At 55.3% G+C, this 17,440-nt stretch carries 13 protein-coding genes; 5 read left to right on the top strand and 8 right to left on the bottom strand.

All coding sequences use genetic code 11. From position 1 onward, the window contains the following. Window positions 1-339: 339 nt before the first annotated feature. From mqo to ACN0RL_RS09900, 3 genes are all read left to right on the top strand, one after another. Entirely contained in the window at window positions 340-1,821 is a 1,482-nt protein-coding gene (gene mqo / locus ACN0RL_RS09910; protein ID WP_417516226.1) for a malate dehydrogenase (quinone), read from the top strand. Window positions 1,822-1,883: 62 nt separating this feature from the next. Next, window positions 1,884-3,116 (top strand): ATP-grasp domain-containing protein, encoded by a 1,233-nt coding sequence (locus ACN0RL_RS09905; protein ID WP_417516224.1) that lies wholly within the window; start codon window positions 1,884-1,886, stop codon window positions 3,114-3,116. A gap of 54 nt (window positions 3,117-3,170) precedes the next feature. Beyond that, on the top strand, window positions 3,171-5,195 hold the full coding sequence (locus ACN0RL_RS09900) for a hypothetical protein (protein WP_417516222.1): 2,025 nt from the start codon (window positions 3,171-3,173) through the stop codon (window positions 5,193-5,195). 24 nt (window positions 5,196-5,219) lie between these two features. Here ACN0RL_RS09900 and ACN0RL_RS09895 read toward each other — a convergent pair whose 3' ends face one another. The 7 genes from ACN0RL_RS09895 to ACN0RL_RS09865 form a co-directional block, all read right to left on the bottom strand. Continuing rightward, a complete protein-coding gene (locus ACN0RL_RS09895) occupies window positions 5,220-6,107 on the bottom strand; it encodes a chemotaxis protein (protein ID WP_417516220.1) in 888 nt (295 codons plus the stop codon). A gap of 123 nt (window positions 6,108-6,230) precedes the next feature. Continuing rightward, window positions 6,231-6,632: a RidA family protein gene (locus tag ACN0RL_RS09890; RefSeq protein WP_417516218.1), complete on the bottom strand. Its 402-nt coding sequence runs from the start codon at window positions 6,630-6,632 to the stop codon at window positions 6,231-6,233. Window positions 6,633-6,642: 10 nt separating this feature from the next. Next, window positions 6,643-7,410, bottom strand: a complete 768-nt coding sequence (locus tag ACN0RL_RS09885; RefSeq protein WP_417516216.1) for a DUF3726 domain-containing protein — start codon at window positions 7,408-7,410, stop codon at window positions 6,643-6,645. After that, on the bottom strand, window positions 7,407-9,158 hold the full coding sequence (locus ACN0RL_RS09880; RefSeq protein WP_417516214.1) for a hypothetical protein: 1,752 nt from the start codon (window positions 9,156-9,158) through the stop codon (window positions 7,407-7,409). The genes ACN0RL_RS09885 and ACN0RL_RS09880 overlap by 4 nt, the downstream gene beginning before the upstream one ends. A 54-nt stretch (window positions 9,159-9,212) precedes the next feature. Next, window positions 9,213-10,769: a BCCT family transporter gene (locus ACN0RL_RS09875; RefSeq protein WP_417516212.1), complete on the bottom strand. Its 1,557-nt coding sequence runs from the start codon at window positions 10,767-10,769 to the stop codon at window positions 9,213-9,215. A gap of 53 nt (window positions 10,770-10,822) precedes the next feature. Continuing rightward, window positions 10,823-11,800 (bottom strand): dipeptidase, encoded by a 978-nt coding sequence (locus tag ACN0RL_RS09870; protein ID WP_417516210.1) that lies wholly within the window; start codon window positions 11,798-11,800, stop codon window positions 10,823-10,825. A gap of 16 nt (window positions 11,801-11,816) precedes the next feature. Next, window positions 11,817-13,256: an aldehyde dehydrogenase family protein gene (locus ACN0RL_RS09865; protein WP_417516208.1), complete on the bottom strand. Its 1,440-nt coding sequence runs from the start codon at window positions 13,254-13,256 to the stop codon at window positions 11,817-11,819. A 106-nt stretch (window positions 13,257-13,362) separates the two neighbouring features. Here ACN0RL_RS09865 and ACN0RL_RS09860 point away from each other — a divergent pair, with 106 nt between their 5' ends. Next, window positions 13,363-14,244: a LysR family transcriptional regulator gene (locus ACN0RL_RS09860; RefSeq protein WP_417516206.1), complete on the top strand. Its 882-nt coding sequence runs from the start codon at window positions 13,363-13,365 to the stop codon at window positions 14,242-14,244. Window positions 14,245-14,261: 17 nt separating this feature from the next. Here ACN0RL_RS09860 and ACN0RL_RS09855 read toward each other — a convergent pair whose 3' ends face one another. Further along, window positions 14,262-14,918: an SDR family NAD(P)-dependent oxidoreductase gene (locus ACN0RL_RS09855; protein ID WP_417516204.1), complete on the bottom strand. Its 657-nt coding sequence runs from the start codon at window positions 14,916-14,918 to the stop codon at window positions 14,262-14,264. Window positions 14,919-15,335: 417 nt separating this feature from the next. On the opposite strand from ACN0RL_RS09855, the gene ACN0RL_RS09850 reads away from it, so the two are divergent. After that, the gene (locus ACN0RL_RS09850) at window positions 15,336-17,291 is read left to right on the top strand and encodes an alkaline phosphatase family protein (protein ID WP_417516202.1); all 1,956 of its coding nucleotides are present in this window, start codon (window positions 15,336-15,338) and stop codon (window positions 17,289-17,291) included. Window positions 17,292-17,440 lie beyond the last annotated feature (149 nt).

Below are 17,440 nucleotides of genomic sequence, written 5' to 3'. Positions count from 1 at the left end.
CTGGGCGAGCAGTGGCATGAGACTAAAGTTGCGGTGATATTGCGGGTTAAAGAAGAGAAAATGGCAGCAAAGCTCGTCGCATCATGCCTCCGGATGATTACTTATAAGCCGGCGCAAGCCATTGTTCGTAAAAAACAATGCAGCCTCAGGGTCGTGCACAGACCCGCAACGATTCACAATCGCAATTTATTATTTTCGTAGAATCCGGATAATTGCGCGCACATACAGAACGGACGCACAGGCCATCGCCATTTACCTCGCGAGTGGCCCGCATCCGACAACCGCCTCTGCTGATCGTGGAGGGGTGAAAGGCTCGAAACTAGCTAGGGTGAAAAACCAATGGCCGTTAAACAGGCAGACGTAGTGCTGGTCGGTGGTGGTGTCATGAGCGCCACTCTCGGTGTGATGCTCAGGCAGCTCGATCCGACCATGAAAATTGTCATGCTGGAGCGTCTTGATCACGTTGCTCATGAAAGCACTGATGGTTGGAACAACGCAGGAACCGGGCATGCAGGATACTGCGAGCTGAATTATACGCCCGAGACTGAAGACGGCGATGTGGCCATCGAGCGTGCTCTGCAAATCAATGCCCAATATGAGGTCTCGCTGCAGTTCTGGTCACATCTGGTAGAGCAGGGCATGTTGCCCGAGCCTTCAAAATTTATTAACCGTACACCGCACCAGAGTTTTGTCTGGGGTGAAAAAGATGTGGCTTTCCTCAAGCGTCGTTTCGAACGCCTGAGTGCTCACCACCTTTTCCGCGACATGGAGTACACCGAGTCGCCCAGAGATCTGGAAGAGTGGATGCCGCTGGTTGTTCAGGGTCGGGATCCGATGCAGAGGGTTGCCGCGACCCGTATTCGCCATGGTTCGGATGTAGATTTCGGTTCGCTGACCCGGAACATGGTCGATTACCTGCAAAGCCAGCCCAACTTTGAACTGATGCTGGGTTGTCCGGTGCATTATATTGACCAGCGCGATAACGGGCGCTGGAAAATCCGGGTTAAAAATCAGCATACCGGTGAGCTCACCAAGCTGGAATCCGGTTTTGTGTTTCTCGGAGCCGGTGGTGGCGCTTTGCCGCTGCTGCAGAAATCCGGTATTGATGAAGCCCGGGGTTACGGTGGTTTCCCCGTCAGTGGTCAGTGGCTGGTGTGTCGCAAACCTGAGGTGGTAGAGCAGCACCATGCCAAGGTCTATGGCAAGGCGCCGATTGGTGCACCGCCTATGTCGGTACCACATCTGGATACCCGCATTATTAACGGTGAGCCGGCCCTGTTGTTTGGCCCGTTTGCCGGGTTTACCACTCGCTTCCTCAAACAGGGTTCCATCTTTGATCTGTTCGGCTCGATGCGCACGACCAACCTCAAACCGATGCTGTCGGTGAGCAAGAGCAACATGGACCTCACCCGTTACCTGATCGGCGAAGTATTCCAGTCGCACAACGATCGGGTAGAAGCTTTACGTAATTTCTTCCCGGAAGCGGAGGAAGGCAACTGGGAACTGCGCAATGCAGGGCAGCGCGTTCAGATTATAAAACAGGCTGAAGGTGGCGGTGGAAAGCTGGAGTTCGGCACCGAAATTGTGGCTGCAAAAGACGGTACCCTGGCGGCTCTGCTTGGTGCCTCTCCAGGGGCTTCTACAGCCGCTAATGCGATGATCAATGTGATTGAGCGTTGCTTCCCGGAAAGCATCAAAACGGATGAATGGCAGGAGCGTATGAAGCGGATGGTGCCATCCTACGGCCAATCTCTTGTTAACGATGAGGCGCTGTTGACGAAAGTACGGGAAAGAACGCTCGCTACCCTGAAATTGAGCTGATATTTGCGATTCTCGCTCATAGGCGTAGGGTAATGGGACACCCTGAAACGCGGAAATAGCCTATGAGCGAGCAAAACTATAACCCTGAGAAAGGGTATGTTGCATTACTTGGCTGGAGCCTCAACGCGGTAGAAGCCGCCGATAAATTCGACCGGCGCTATGTTGTGGTGGCTCCCGACTGGGCAGAACCCTACTGTGAAGAGCACGGCATCCCCTATGTGCCCTGGAACTTCGAGAGACTGAACGATCGCTCCGTCGAGATTGCCCAAACTCTCAAAGATATGGGGGTTGATGTTGCCATTCCCCTGTTTGAAGAGACTGTTGAATGGGCCGGTGCTATCAACTCGGTACTGATGGACAAGCCACGCTTGTTTGGTCAGGCCATGTTGCTGCGAGACAAGGCACTGATGAAGCGCCGGGCGCAGCTTGGCGGTATTCGTGTAGGTATTTTCGAAGAGGCTCATGACAAGGGCGACGTTATCCGCTTCCTGAAGCGCGTTAACCAGACGCTGTTGAAGCTCGACGGCGACCCCAACGATCCGATTCACCTGAAAGCCTTCGACAAAGCCGGCTGTCTTGGTCATAGAGTAATCCGCACCCCGGACGAAGTAGACTCCATCCCGGATGAAGAGTTTCCTGTGCTCATGGAATCACATCTTGATGGCTGGGAGTTTGCGGTAGAAGCGTGGATCCATAACGGCAAGATCGCTTTTCTGAACATCTCCGAGTACGTGACGCTTGGCTACTCTGTTTTCGTGCCTGCCACACCGGACCTCGAAAAGTACCGTGACCAGATTCGCGGTGAAATTGAAAAGCTGATCAAGACCTTTGATATTGATTTCGGTTTTGTTCATCCGGAATATTTTGTAACCAGCGACAGCACCATGTACTTTGGCGAAGTGGCCTATCGGCCGCCCGGGTTCAAGGTTTTTGAGTTGCTCGAGAAAGCCTATGGTTTCAACGCTTACCAGGGGCTGATCCTTTCATTTGACCCCAAGACCACACCCGAAGAGATCAAAGCCTTCTTCCCGACAGAAGTGGTGGATGCCAAGGGCTACGCCGGTTGCTTTGGCGTGTACCCGCGACGCAGGGTTGTCAGCAAGCTCGAGATTCCTGAGGAAACCGAGAATCACGAGTATTTTGAATCCCACGAACTGACGCCGCCGGTCGAAGAAACCGTTACCAAGCGCACTGCATTCGGCACCCACTGGGGCCTGGTGTATTTCTTTGGTGAGGACCCCTACGTAATGCGTGATCTCCTGAAGCATCAGGAAGATCTGGATTTCTATGTATAATCGGGCGATGCATTAACAACTATAGGGCCTGGTGCAGGCCCTGAGGAACATCGTTTGAACGATCAGCAATCGGGCAATGTTTTCCCCGTTGTGAATCTGGACAAGCTGGCGGCCAGGCTGGACGACGCGGTCCGGATTTTGGAAGAAAGCCGGTCTTTTGCCAAGCCGGGCAAGCTGCCGGCGGTGTTCGATCTCGTGCGCAGGATACTGATGCAGCCGGAAGGATGCGCAGTTATTGAGGTGCGTGCAGAACGGCTTGAAAAGGCCGGTGTGTTCGACGGTACGGACTGGGCGGAACCCGCCATCCTGCTGCCGTCGTTAACCACCTACGCTCTGCAAAGCCAGAATACTGACACGGTGATTGTTGAAGCGCTTAGCGAACTCCGGCTGCTGGCCGTTGCCCGTGGAGCCTATTTGCACCCCTCTGTGTCTGCTGAGCAAGCCCACCACTACTTGACTCAGGTTCTTGCGATTAACCTCGGGCTCTTGTTCGGCATGACCGGCGAAGCCGAGCGGGAGCAGGGCCGGCTTGCGCTGATCAGCCAGCATGTTGTAAAGCACGTAGCCCAGCATATTGGCTACGAACACGTCATCGACAGTCTGATCGAAGAAATCTGGCGGATTTTGCAGCAGCGACCGATTCAGGTGGCTGACGTGCGCAGGATGATCACTCAGATTGCTATTTGCAGGGCCGAACCAGATGCCGATCTCGGTAGCGCAGGGCGGGGAGCAGACCGCCTGATCTCCAGTCTCTACGGTCCTACACGGGGTTGCAGCGAAGACCCCGGCACCGTGGTGTATCAGCAACGTCTGGAATCTATGGATACTCAGACTTTGCAGAACGAAGCCACCGGGTTCGCCCGCTCCATGCACGATACCGGTCTGGTTTCTCCCTACCATGCAACCTTCGTCCGCTTCATTCTCGAAAGCCATGACAATCTGCTCAGCGAAGCCCTGGGTTTGTCCAGCACGGGGCGTGATTGCCTGATGTGTTACCGGGAGCTGGTCTATACCCTGATCACGGAGGGTATTTATCCGGAAACCGCTCAGGGTCTTTATGGTTTGGCACTCTTGCTGGAGCGCGGCATTCTCTACCAGCCTCCTGTCGCACCTGCGCTTTGGCGGCAGGCCCGGCTGAATCTTTGTCCCCAGGCGCGCGAGCGCCTGCAACTTGCCTACGGCTACCAGCCCCAGGCCGGCGCCTGGCTGATTCAGGGTGTGCTGAACATGCTTGGGCAGCCGCTGGGCGTTGGCCAGGGAAACAATCCGACCTGTCAGTCTGCCAGAGCGCTGTCTATGTGGGCCTACAACGATCCGGACTATCTTTTGCAGATGGTTGCCTGGGCAGCACGGGATAATGAAATCGTCATGCATTTTGAGGGTCAGCCGGTTTCTTCGGCACGCAGCCTTGGTGGCGTGGCTTCAGAGGTAACCCTGGATCTGGATCCGGTCTCACTGGTTGTGGTACCGCACCTTGACCGGATTTACGGTGAAATGGGGCGCATGTGTATCGGTCGTGAGGGCGATCCCCACAGATGGGTGAACCCGGAATTCCACGGCTGGTCTGCAGGGCGCGGGTTTGCCATCAATGTGGATGTCGCCACCGGTAATCTGGCTGACCTGGAGGGCTTTATCCGGCATTTCTATGCCAGCTATCATCCTTATTACAATGGTAATCAGCCTCTCATTCATCCTCAGCCAGCTGGCGTTGCAGTCACTGACAGGGCCGCACGCTTTATCGGCTGGCACGCGATAACGATTCTCCGGGTAGCTCTGGACCCCGAAGGTGAGATGCGTGTGTATTTCTACAATCCCAACAACGACAGTGGCCAGAGCTGGGGTGATGATGTGCATGTTGGAACGGAGGGCTGCGGGGAGCGATTTGGTGAAGCCTCTCTGCCGTTCGAGCAGTTTACGTCCCGGTTGTACATATTCCACTTTGACCCGCTTGAACGTGGCGAGCCAGCGGACGTGGGAGAAGAAGAGCTGCAGCGAGTGGTGACCCGAGTCTATCGCAGCTGGGGCGAGAATCGCGTTCCCGCAAAAGAGCTTCAGGCAGAGCCGCCGCAGACTGAGTAGGCTAAGGAGGTGCTGCCCGGCCTTCTATTCCGGCCGGTTCGCACCCCTTAATATGGCATGCAACAGCTCATCCGCGTCAAACTTGGTAAGAGCCTCATTGGCGCCTACCTGATTGGCGTAGCTGAGGCTCATCTCACTGTTCAGAGATGTGTGCAGAATGATGTAGGGCTGCTTCAGCGCCCCGTTGTCCCGCACATCGAATGTCAGCTCGTAGCCATCCAGCCCGGGCATCTCGATATCGCTCACCAGAATATCAACCGGCTGCCCGAGTTCGCTGTCCTTGAGAAGAACCTGCAGCGCTTCGTCACCGTTGGTGGTGACCTGGTAGGGGATATCCTTTGCGTCCAGCACGTCGCACAGCTGCTTACGGGCAACGCGGGAATCATCTACGAGAAGAATGTTCAGAGCTCTCAGGGTTTCGCTCTGCACATCCGTGAGAACGACATCACCGGTATCAAGGGAGTCGGGATAGACATTCGCCAGTAACAGCTCGACGTCCAGCAATTGAATGATATCGCCTTCTGCGTCCAGTAAGCCTGTTATGAAGGCCTTGTCTCCCAGAGCTGCAGGTGGCGCCTTTACTTTCTTCCAGTCTGTTTCGATGATTTTCTGCACGCCGCGCACCAGAAATCCGGTTTCCTGGCGCTGGACATCAGTGATGATGATTGACGATTTCTGCAGCTCTTCTTGAGTTAAAGCCGGATAGCCAACCGCTGCTGCCATATCAATCACCGGCACTGCGGAGCCGCGGAAGCTGGTTGTTCCAACAACGGCATGGTGACTGTGGGGTAGTTTGGTAAGCGGTTTGTAAGGCAATATCTCACGAATTTTCAGCGTGCCAATCCCGAACAGACGAGTGCCCGACAGTCTGAACAACAGCAGTTTCTGGGATTGTTTGGCTTTGCTGGACATAACACCGGATCCTTGCAGACAGAGCACCTCCGAAGCCAGAAAGCTTCAGGAGGGCAAATCAAATGCGATTCGGGTTAAAGATAGCAAGCTTACCGGCTGTTATCATCAGATAAAGCCGAAACGTTAATATGGGTAGTGGCTTTCGGATGAGGGCACAACCGCGTAGGCGAGAATTTCTACCAGCATTTCTTCCCGGGCGAATCCGGACACAATAATCGCTGCCCGGTTGGGAAAGGGCTCTGATACGAAATCTGCATACACACGATTGACGGTGGCAAGGTGTTCCCGATCGGTTACGTAGATAACAACCTGAGTGAGATCGGATACGCGGCTTCCGGCGCTTTCCAGAGTGTGTTTCAGGTTAGCCAGAGTCTGGATGATCTGTGGCTCGATTCCACCATCAACAACCTTGCCTTCAGCATCAATGGGAATCTGTGCTGTAAATAAAATGCCATTGCCCACAGTGGCCCAGGCCAGAGGAGACTTGGAAGCGGGTAAACCTGTATTGACCGGGTAGGGATTCATTTGTGTGTCCTCAATCGTTGTCATTTGTGCCAGCGCCAGCACCCTGGCGCGAGTCGTCGGAAGCTTCCACCAGCATTTTTGTGGCCAGGGTTTTAAGTCGCTCCCAAAGCGCCGTGTCTACTTCGATCCCTTCAACCAGGGAGCGTTCATGCCAGCTTGCCATGGCGTCACGATCCTGTCGCAAAAGATTGTTCAGAGGCGCGTCCGGTTTTATATCGGGTAACAGGTTTACATGGTTCACCATGACCAGCGTAATGCCATTATTAGGCTCGGTGTCGTCCGGGGTTGATGGCAGGCTGTACATGCAGATCTCCGGCTCGGCGTCACCCGACTTAAAACTCACCAGAATTTCTGTCAAAGGTTCATGGGCGTTGCGCCAGAACGCCGTTACGCTCATATTGCGACGGGCAATGCGTGACAGGTACCCCACAATCAGCATGCGATTGTGGCAGTGGCGGATTTTGGTTACCGAAAGCCCCCGGGCCCGGCATTTCGCGTAGCCCAGTTCAATTGCCAGGCTGGCATGACCCAATATCGTTTTATTGTGAGCATCCATGACGCATAAATCCGCATCCTGATAGATAAGCTCAGGTGGCTGTGATTTGTCTTCGTTGAGCAGAAAATCCAGGCCCTTTTGAAGCGCCGTAATGCCGTCGAGCCCATGCGCTTCCATCCAGGCGACGACGTCTGCGGCATCATTGGCATCGCCCTCGTCAAACCCGATACCACTGAATGCTTTTCGGGACAGCCCCTGCAGTTCGTTGAATGAAACTTTCACTGTGCGTCACCTCGCAGAACCTGATCGTTTTCGCCGGCTGCGATCATGGGTTCCAGGGGGAATCCCCAGTCATCCAGTTGCTCCGGTGGCAGTTCGGGGTTACTCAGCTCGGAGGGTAAAGGTGCTCCCTGAAACAGAGTAATGCGCACCCAGCGGTCGGATTTCGGATCAAACCGGCTGGCGCCAAAGAACGACAGCTTGGTTCTCAGCAGGTGCATTGGCTTCATGTTGCGGTGCCAGAGGTTCGCCCGGATTTCGCCATAGGGTGTGTCGCCCATGGTCTGAATCCGGCGCACGCACTCTTTTTGCTCGGGGTGTGCCATAAGAAACTCCACCACCATAGCGTTTGGGCTGCGCTCCAGAAAACGCTCGAGCTTTGCGTGGCAGCGGCTGATCCGGGGGCCAACCGCCAGGGCCGTTTCTTTTTCAGCTCCCGACTCGGTTCCGCGGATGCCTAGCCTTGGCTCTTCTTTTTCGGCGGAGCGATACCAGAACCAGTAATTATCCTCCGGGCAGTCTTCGCGGTAAGTCAGGGCCCAGCTGAACTTCCGGTCGATCAGATCTTTCAGTTGCCGGGCTTTCATGTCCGGCTGCAAATCCATGGATTCACGGCAGCCGAGTTCGTCTTCAAGGCCACCCAGTAATTCCGGGTAAAGCTCTATCAGCATGGTGTTGATGAGCTCCTGGGCTTCCAGGGAACAGTGCGTCAGGGCCCAGTTGATAAGCTCTTCGTACAGGGCATGGTGAGCCGGGGTGCGGTCCAGCCAGTCGATGACCTCGACCACAGAGCCGATGGTTTCCTGATTACGGAGTGTTTGGTCTGTATCTTCTGTTCTTGTCTGTTGCAGGTGCTTGAGGGCGCGTGCCATCAGCGCTCGCAGCTTCGTATGAGTTTGCTCATTGGCAGGTTGCTGTCGTGCGCTCGCGAGTGCACGCTCTCTACCGTAAACCCACTGCTGAATCAGTTGCGGATGATTGATCAGGAAGGGCGCCATACCCAGACCTGTCGAGTTGCCAACACCCAGATAGCGTTGTAGCTCAGGGTGCAAGGGTACAGCCTGTTCTGGCGCCTGCACTTTGGCAAGGTGGTTAAGTTGTTGAATCGAGAACTGGCGCAGCACATAGACGGCGAGCATTTGAGCCGCAAACGGACGGTTGAAGTCCGGATTGCGCTCAAGCCGAGCGAAGTCGGCCATGCCGAACTTGCCGTTGCCATAGACTGCGGTTGTTCTGTAAAGGTAGCCCACCGCGGTCAGCCAGGCCGGATCCGGCTGTTGGCCGGCCGCCAGCGAGGCCGCAAACTGGCTGAAGTTACGCAGGCTTTTGTTGGCGCGGGAGAGCACGATAACTCTCGGAAGCTGCCGGCCGGCCTCCTGCAAAGGCACGTTGGCAGCCATCTGTTCCAGCAAAAAGCTTTCTACTTCACCTTCAACCAGGGCAAAAGTGACATCCCAGGCTTCTGCGATCACCCGGTCGGAGCGTTGCTCCGGTGCCAGGTCCCGGGAAAAAATCACACAGTGGTAGCAGTGACCGGGTGTCGTGATGCGGTAGACCGCAAGGCCGTGGCCCCTGGAATCCAGATCAAACACCGTGTTCGTAATCTGCCAACGTTCAGTGATCATTTTTCGCATCAGCGATCTTACAAAGCTGAGCCTGCTGGCAAACATGCTGCCAAGTCGTTCCAGCTTCATAACCTCGCTTGCCGGGCGCAGGTTGTTCGGTGCGGATGCAGAGGTTGCTGAAATCATGATGTCACCCTTGCCTGTTCAGTTTGTTTTTGTCAGGCCGTTATTTTCAGGTTGCTAGGATATGAGCTTCTGCTCCCGCGCCATGGCATACGCCGCTTTAGGGCCAAGCCAAAGTGAGGGCAAAAGAACCAGTGAAACGGGAATCGCCGTTATTACAATAAACTGCTGAAGTACGCTTATCTGGCCTGCTCCCATGTAAAGGAGAATCGCCGCCATGCCTGCCATCGCCAGGCCCCAGAACGCACGCACGAAGGTGTTCGGTGCATCGTGGCCTGAGCTTACAACCGCAATGGAGTAGCTCATGGAGTCGCCAGTGGTCGCCACAAAAATGGTGGTCAGTACCAGTATAGCCAGTGCCATGAACGCGCCGCCCGGAAGAGCCTGGGCAACCGTGAGTGTGGCCACATCGAAGCGGAAGTTGTTCAGGGCTTCCGTGAGATCGATCACGTCAGTCATCTGGTAGTAGATGCCGGAGCCGCCCAACAAGGTGAACCAGATGGTGGTGGCTACAGGTGCCATCACAGCTACCGCCAGGATCATGTCGCGGATGCTTCTGCCGCGGGAGATGCGGGCAACGAAGATCGCCATCAGCGGTGCATAACCGATAAACCAGGCAAAGAAGAACACCGTCCACCACTTCATCCACCAGCCGGGGGCGGTTTCAGCGGTCATGGTCGCCATTTCCATAAAGGAGGACATGTACTGCCCCATGCTCTGAAAGTAGGTGTTGGTCAGGAACAGGGTTGGGCCGAAGATGAAAATGATGGCGGCAACTGCCAGCGCCAGGAACACATTCAACCGGCTCAGGAACTGGATGCCACGGTGAATGCCGGTAACCGCAGAGGTTACGTAAATAATGGCGAGAACCACCAGAATGGCCATTTGCGTGCCCAGGCCGTCGGCCAGACCGAAGAGTTCGCTGAGCCCGAAGCTCATTTGGGTAGCCAGAAATCCGATAGGGCCAACGGTCCCCGCAACTACCGCGATAACGCAGCAGGCATCGACAACACTGCCCAGCCAGCCGCTCATTACACGCTCACCGAATACCGGGTAAAGCAGTGTTCTTGGCTGCAGTGGCTTGTCCTTAACGTAGTGGGCGTGGGCTAGCACAATGGCTGCCAGTGTGCCCAGAACGGCCCATGCCAGGAAACCCCAGTGCATGAACGATTGTGCCAGAGCATGGGAAACTGCGGCTGCAGTGCCGGGCTCTGAAGTGAAGGCCGGTGGTGTAACAACAAAATGATAAATCGGCTCGCCAGCAGCAAAAAACACGCCGCCTCCCGCAAGCAGGGTGCACATTATTATTGATAGCCAGCGAAACGTGCTCATTTCCGGCTTGTCCAGATTACCTATCTTGGCTCTTGCAGCCGGCGTGCAGGCCAGCCCGATAGCAATAAAAAAAGTTGCCAGTAGCAGCATCTGAAAGTAGGTGCCAAACACTTTGGCGGTCCAGGCAAAGCCGTTACCAATAAGATCGGCCACGGCTTTGAGATCGAACAACGAGAAACCAACGAACAAAACAATGAAACCCACGCTGAGCGCCAGTACCACCGGATCGCCAAGCTGGGCGATGGAATAGTCACCACCCGGCTTGAGGTTGTTATTCTTCATAACGCTTACCTTTAAGTTAGGGCCCCGTTGTTTTTCACTGTCGCCATGTACGCTCAGCTCAGTGTCCGGGTGCCGCTTTCCAGTTGATTCAGCCAGTTCAGGCCCATGATTTTCTCTACCTCTGTTTCGGAAAATCCTTTGTTCCGAAGCCCCTCAATAATTGCCGGGAAGTCGCGATTGTCCTGAAACCACGCAAGTGGTTCAGGCCAGCCGGCATTGTTTTTGTCGCCTTCGCCGTAGTCCATTTGCTTCGACCATCGACCGTTACGCATCCACTCCAGCACAGAGCGGGGCTGACCTTGACACAAATCAGTTCCAATACCAATGTGGTCGATGCCCATAAGGTCGGCGGTATCGGCCACCATGTTGCAAAAACTCTCCAGCGTGCAGTCTGGCCCGTCTTTGAGGTGGAATGGGTAAACCGAAAACCCCAGCAGACCGCCGCTTTCGGCGATGGCTCTCAGCACCCTGTCAGACTTGTTACGTTTCGCAGGGTGAAAAGATGCGGGATTTGCGTGGGAAATAATCACCGGCCGGCTGGAGAGCTCTATTGCATCCAGAGTGGACCTTTCCGAGCTGTGTGACATGTCGATGATCATGCCCACCCGGTTCATTTCCTCAATTGCCTGTCGCCCGAACCGGGTAATGCCGGTGTCGTCGGATTCGTAACAGCCAGTCGCCAACAGGCTCTGGTTGTTGTAGGTCAGCTGCATGATCATCAGCCCGAGGCGACGCATCACCGCAATCATGTCGATGTCGTCTTCAATGGGAGAGCAGTTCTGCGCGCCGAAAAATACGCCCACGCGACCACTTTCACGGGCGCGCTCGATGTCTGCGGCCTCATAGACCGGCATGATCAGATCACTGTGTTGTTCAAAACGCCGGTTCCAGTCGCCAAAGCGCGACAGGGTTTCCCGGGTGTTCTCGTGGTACACCAGCGTGGCGTGCACGGCAGATACGCCACCTGCGCGCATCTGCTCAAAGATTTCACGGGACCAGTTGGAGTACTGGAGTCCATCAATAGTCAGCATGGCATTGGCCCTCACATCAGGCCCGCACGTAGCAGGTTTTAACAACGGTATAGAACTCGCGGGCATACTGGCCCTGCTCGCGGGGGCCGAAGCTGGAGTTTTTGCGGCCGCCGAAAGGCACGTGGTAATCGGTGCCGGCGGTCGGCAGGTTTACCATCACGCAACCGGTCTGAGCCCGCGCTTTGAAATCGGATGCGAGTTTGAGAGAGTTGGTGATGATCCCCGCAGTAAGTCCGTACTGAGTGTCATTCAGCGTGGTCAGCGCGGTTTCATAATCGGCAACACGTATCACGCAGGCGATGGGGCCGAAGACTTCGTCACGGTTGATAGCCATCTCGTTGGTGGTGTCAGTGAACAACGCCGGCGCCATGTAATACCCATCGGTTGCGGTTTCAACGCGAGAACCACCAAAGGCAAGGGTAGCGCCGTCGGCCTTGGCGCGCTCAATCCATGCCATGTTGGAGTCCAGTTGGCGCTTGTCGGCAATGGGGCCGATCTGCACGCCGGCTTCAAGCGCGTGGCCAACTTTGGCCTGCTCAAGCCTGCCTGTCAGTTTTGCAACGAACTCATCATGAACAGCATCGGTTACGATCAGTCGGGAAGATGCGGTGCACTTCTGTCCGCTTCCGGAATAGGCACCGTTAAAGGCGGCTTCTACGGCAAGATCAATATCGGCATCGTCGAGTACGATCAGGGCATTCTTCGAGCCCATTTCAAGCTGGCACTTCACCAGGTTGCCGACGGTGGCCGCGGCGACCCTGCGGCCCACTTCAAGTGAACCGGTAAAGGTAATGGCCTGCACGTGCGGGCTGTTGATCAGGGCTTCTCCGGTTTCACCACCGGAGCCCATCACCAGATTAAAGGTGCCTGCCGGCAGATCCTGTTTGCTGATAATTTCCGTTAGCGCCCATGCGCTGGCGGGTACGAGGTTGGCGGGCTTGAAGACGACCGCGTTACCGAAGGCCAGTGCCGGTGCGATTTTCCACACAGCGGTAGCCATCGGGAAATTCCAGGGGCTGATCACACCTACGACACCCAGCGGCTCTCGGCGAATATCGATTTCCACGCCCGGCCGAACCGAATCTGCGCGCTCGTCAATCTGGCGTAGCACCTCTGCCGCGTAATAGTGGAAAAACTGGCCGGAACGGTAGACCTCACCCTTGCCTTCGGCCAATGGCTTGCCTTCTTCGCGGGACAGCAGCTCGCCCAGCTCGTCCTTACGGGCAATCAGCTCGTCGCCAATTGCCATCAGAATGGTGTAGCGTTGTTCAAGGCCGCTTTTGCTCCACTGCGCGAAACCGCTTTGCGCCGCGCTTATGGCTTCGTTGGTTTGTTGGGCGCTGGCCTGATCGAACTCGCCAATAACGTCACTGAGATCTGACGGATTGACGTTAGTGATGCGGGTGTCGCCGGTTACCCATTGGCCATTGATATAAAGCGGGTGAGAATTGGTCATGACTGTCTCCTTATTACGATGCCCTCATGGTAACGAAGGTGCCATAATAAGAATAATCAATAATAAAGATTAAATGATAAGTGATATTTATTGATCGGAGCGCGTGATGTCAGATCTGAAAATCCAGCAGTTGCGGTACGTCATTACGGTTGTCGAGGAAGGAAGCTTTCACGGTGCTGCCAGGCGCCTGCACAGAACGCAGCCAGCGCTTTCCATGGCGGTGCGTGAACTGGAGCAACGCCTCGGTCAAAACCTTTTCGAGCGCGGTTCGAAAAACAGGCTCACGCCCTTTGGTGAATACTGCATACCGCGGTTCCGTGACCTGGTTGGCCAACACGACCGGATGGCGAAGGACGTGATCAGTCACGCAGACGGCGCGCAGGGACACATACACATAGCCACGGTGCCATCTGTGGCCAGCCGCATCATGCCGGCTTTTCTGGCAGAGTTCATCGCCCGCTTCCCGGATATAAACATCAGCCTGCACGATGAAAACGCTCACTATGTGTGCCAGATGGTGGCGCATGGTGAAGTTGATCTGGGCATCACCAGCCTTTGGCAAAGTGAGGAAGATCTGGAGTATGCGCATTTGTTTGAGGACAAGATCGGCGTTGTATGCCGTCAGGACCACCCTCTCGCAACCCGGACGACACTGGACTGGCGCAGTTTGCAGGGTGAGAAGCTGATACGCAATGGCACTTCCCGGCTGCTGATGAACACGGCAGCGGCAGGGCTGGTGGAGAACAGCGACTTTTATATCTCCAACATGATTTCACTGATTGCCATGCTTGAAGCCGGCGCAGGTATCACGACGCTGCCACAGTTGGCCTTTCCGGAACACAACGATACTCTGCGTTTTATTCCGCTGCACGAGCCGGAGGTGGTGCGCCGCATAGGCCTGGTCAAAGCGGCCAACCGGACGCTGGCACCCGCTGCACAGGCGATGCAGGCATTTTTGCTTGAGAAGTTGCAGCAGGGCGCTGACTGACTTCGCCTGCCGGGCGTTCACAGCTCGCAGTCTGTTCCGTCCCAGGATTTAAAACACCCGGTTTCAGGTAGTTCCAGCGCATCAATCTGATTCCGCAGCCCAGGTATGGCTTCGTCGAGAGTCAGATCCGCTGAATCGCCTCCCATATCGGTTGCCACCCAGCCCGGATGATAGATGCCTACAGCGATGCCTTCGCTTTCAAGACTAACCGCAAGGTTGCGCCCCAGGTTGATAGCCGCGGCTTTCGAGGCGCGGTAAATAAACCGGTTACCGACCGGCGAGTTCTGCGATCCCATCTGGCTGGCAATAATGGCGATTTTAGAGGCCCCGCCGGCGTCCCGACTGGCGCGCAGGTTGGGCAGCATCGCCTGAACCATCAGGAAGACACCGGTTACATTAACGGCAAAGGATTGCGCCCAGTCTTCCGGTGCGTACCCCGTTTCCAGATCGTCGAATTTATCCAGAGAAACGCCGGCATTGCATACCAGGGTGGAGATTGGTCTGCCGTTGAGGCGTTGTGCGAATTGCGTGATGCTGGCGGGGTCGGCGACATCGAGCGGCTCCATGCCTGGGGAGTTCCGGGCGGTTTGAATGACCGTTTCACCTGACTTTTGCCATTCTGCGGCCAAGGCGCTGCCTATGCCGCGGTTGGCTCCGGTAATCAGTATCGACATTCGTGAATCTCCTTAACTCCTGGGGATTTTGGCGGAAGCTACCGGATTGGGAGCCTTCCAAAAACCGGGACAACTTTGTTCAACCAGAGGTCTGCTAAGGGTTTTCAGCTTCATCCGCGACCGGCGTCAGACCCAGTGCGGCCCGGATAGGGGTACAAAAAGCCCAAAGGCGAAGCGCGCGAGCCCGTAGCTGATCGCTATCAGCGCTGCACCAAAGAGGGCAAACCCTGTATTTGAGAGAGACTTCATTACGCCTCCAACCAGCTCTGCATTGAGGATTGCTGGAAACCAGTACAGGTTCAACTATGCGGTTTGAGGTCTATTTGTATCAGATATAGTGTTAAAAGCTAAATCTGTCCCGTGTATTGGTTAGAATCGGAACGGTGATAAACCATAAAGGTGTGTTAGGGGAAATCAATGATTGAGCGGTCTTTGTCATCTTTGCCGCCAGTGTTGGCGGGGCCAATTCTCAGGCACACTACTTTCGATAGATTAACTCTTTGGCTTGTTGGGTCTTCTTCGCTGACTCTAAGGATGCGGCTTTACCAGGAGACTTCAAATGAGCCGTGGTTTGACCGTGTCTTAACAGGAAAGGACGTCATCAGGGTTCGTTTTGGCACCTCAGCCTGTTTGCACTTGATTGATCTTAAGCTTGACGATGCCTTTCCCTCAAGCACCCGTATTGGGTATGACCTCGGCGTATCTGTCTCTGTGTCGAACGCCCCGGATGACCATCAAGAATCCTGGATAGCGGACTGGGCGCCACACCTTTGCATGCCCGGCACAAACCGGCCTGACTTTGTTATCAAAGATAGGGTGGATCGACTCATGCATGGGTCTTGCCGTCGGCCGCACTCCTCTGCGGCCGACGGCTTGGTGCGAGCCGACGAATTGCTCCTCGAGACACAGGGTGATAGTGGAAAACGACCGGCCCTTATGATGATGACCGGCGATCAGATCTATGCCGACGATGTCGCAGGCCCCACGCTTCGGGCTATCCATAAGCTGATTGACTGTCTTGGTCTTTACGACGAGCTTCTCACCGGAAGCGTGGTCAGCGACAGTAAGGAGCTGCGGGATAACCCGGATACCTATTTCCACCGGGAAAAGCTTTTGCCGGATGTTCAGAGCAATGAAGCCCTGACTGAGCGTTTCTTTGGTGGTGCCAGGAAACCAGTGTTTACCACGGCGAATGCCCAAAATCACCTGATTTCCCTCAGCGAAGTCATGGCCATGTATCTGCTGGTCTGGTCGCCGGTATGTTGGCGCCTGATCGATCAGGAGCAACCGGCATTGCCCCTGGAGGACGCGAACACCTATCAGAGCCAACATGTAGTGATTGACGGGTTTGTCGCCGGACTCTCTCGCGCCTCACGGGCAATGGCACATATCCCGAACTACATGATTTTTGATGATCATGACGTTACGGATGACTGGAACCTGTCTGCATTGTGGGAAGAAACGACTTACGAGCACCCATTTTCTCGGCGTATTGTGGGGAATGCGCTGATTGCCTATCTGCTTTGCCAGGGATGGGGAAATAACCCTGATGCCTTCGGCGATATCCTGCCAGCCATTCAGGCGCTTTCAGAATCAGCGGGGGATGGCGCTGTGTTTGATCAGTCCCGGCAAAATGCGCTCATTGATGACCTTCTGCAATTCCAGAACTGGCACTACTCGTTGAACACCTCGCCCAGAATTGTGGTGCTGGATTCACGCACCCGACGCTGGCGCAGCGAGCTTAATCGGGCCCGCCCGTCAGGGCTAATGGATTGGGAAGCACTCACCGAGTTCCAGCAGGATATCATTGATCAGAAGGCCGTGATTGTTGTCTCCCCAGCGCCCATGTTTGGTGTAAAACTGATTGAGTCCATTCAGAGCGCGTTTACTTTTTTTGGCAAACCTCTAGTGGTTGATGCGGAAAACTGGATGGCGCACCGCGGTGCCGCCAGTGTGCTGCTGAACATCTTCCGCCATTCACGTACGCCGGAAAACTTCGTGATACTGTCCGGCGACGTCCATTATTCTTTTGCCTACGATGTGCGCCTCCGGCACCGGCCAGACCGGCCGCGAATCTGGCAGATCACCAGCAGCGGTATCAAGAACGAGTTTCCGCATACGCTTCTGGAGTGGCTGGATCGGATGAATCGCTGGCTCTATGCGCCCTGGTCGCCACTTAACTGGTTTACCAAGCGAAGGCGTATGCGCGTGACTCCGCGCATACCCAAAGGCCGTGAAGCAGGGGAGAGACTCTGGAATAATGCCGGAATCGGCCTGGTGGAACTTGACGGTGAGGGCGCACCGATTTCTATAGAGCAACTAAATTCCGGTTCCGGCGGCACACGGTTCTCGCAGCCGGAGCGCTATCAATGAACCTGAAACTGGCCTTCGGAGCCAACGATCGAGAGGATTACTCTTTGGCGTTGTTTCAGGCAATTAAAAAGCCGCCCGGGGGCGGCGCCCCTCAAGGCTCAGCTGTTCGCAATCATAAATGCGGTGGGTATGCTTTTCCATCTCGATGA

This window comes from Marinobacter sp., from assembly GCF_048259445.1.
Classification (GTDB): Bacteria; Pseudomonadota; Gammaproteobacteria; order Pseudomonadales; family Oleiphilaceae; genus Marinobacter.
Note: the sequence above shows the minus strand (reverse complement) of the source record. Positions and strands in the feature narration are given on the sequence as shown.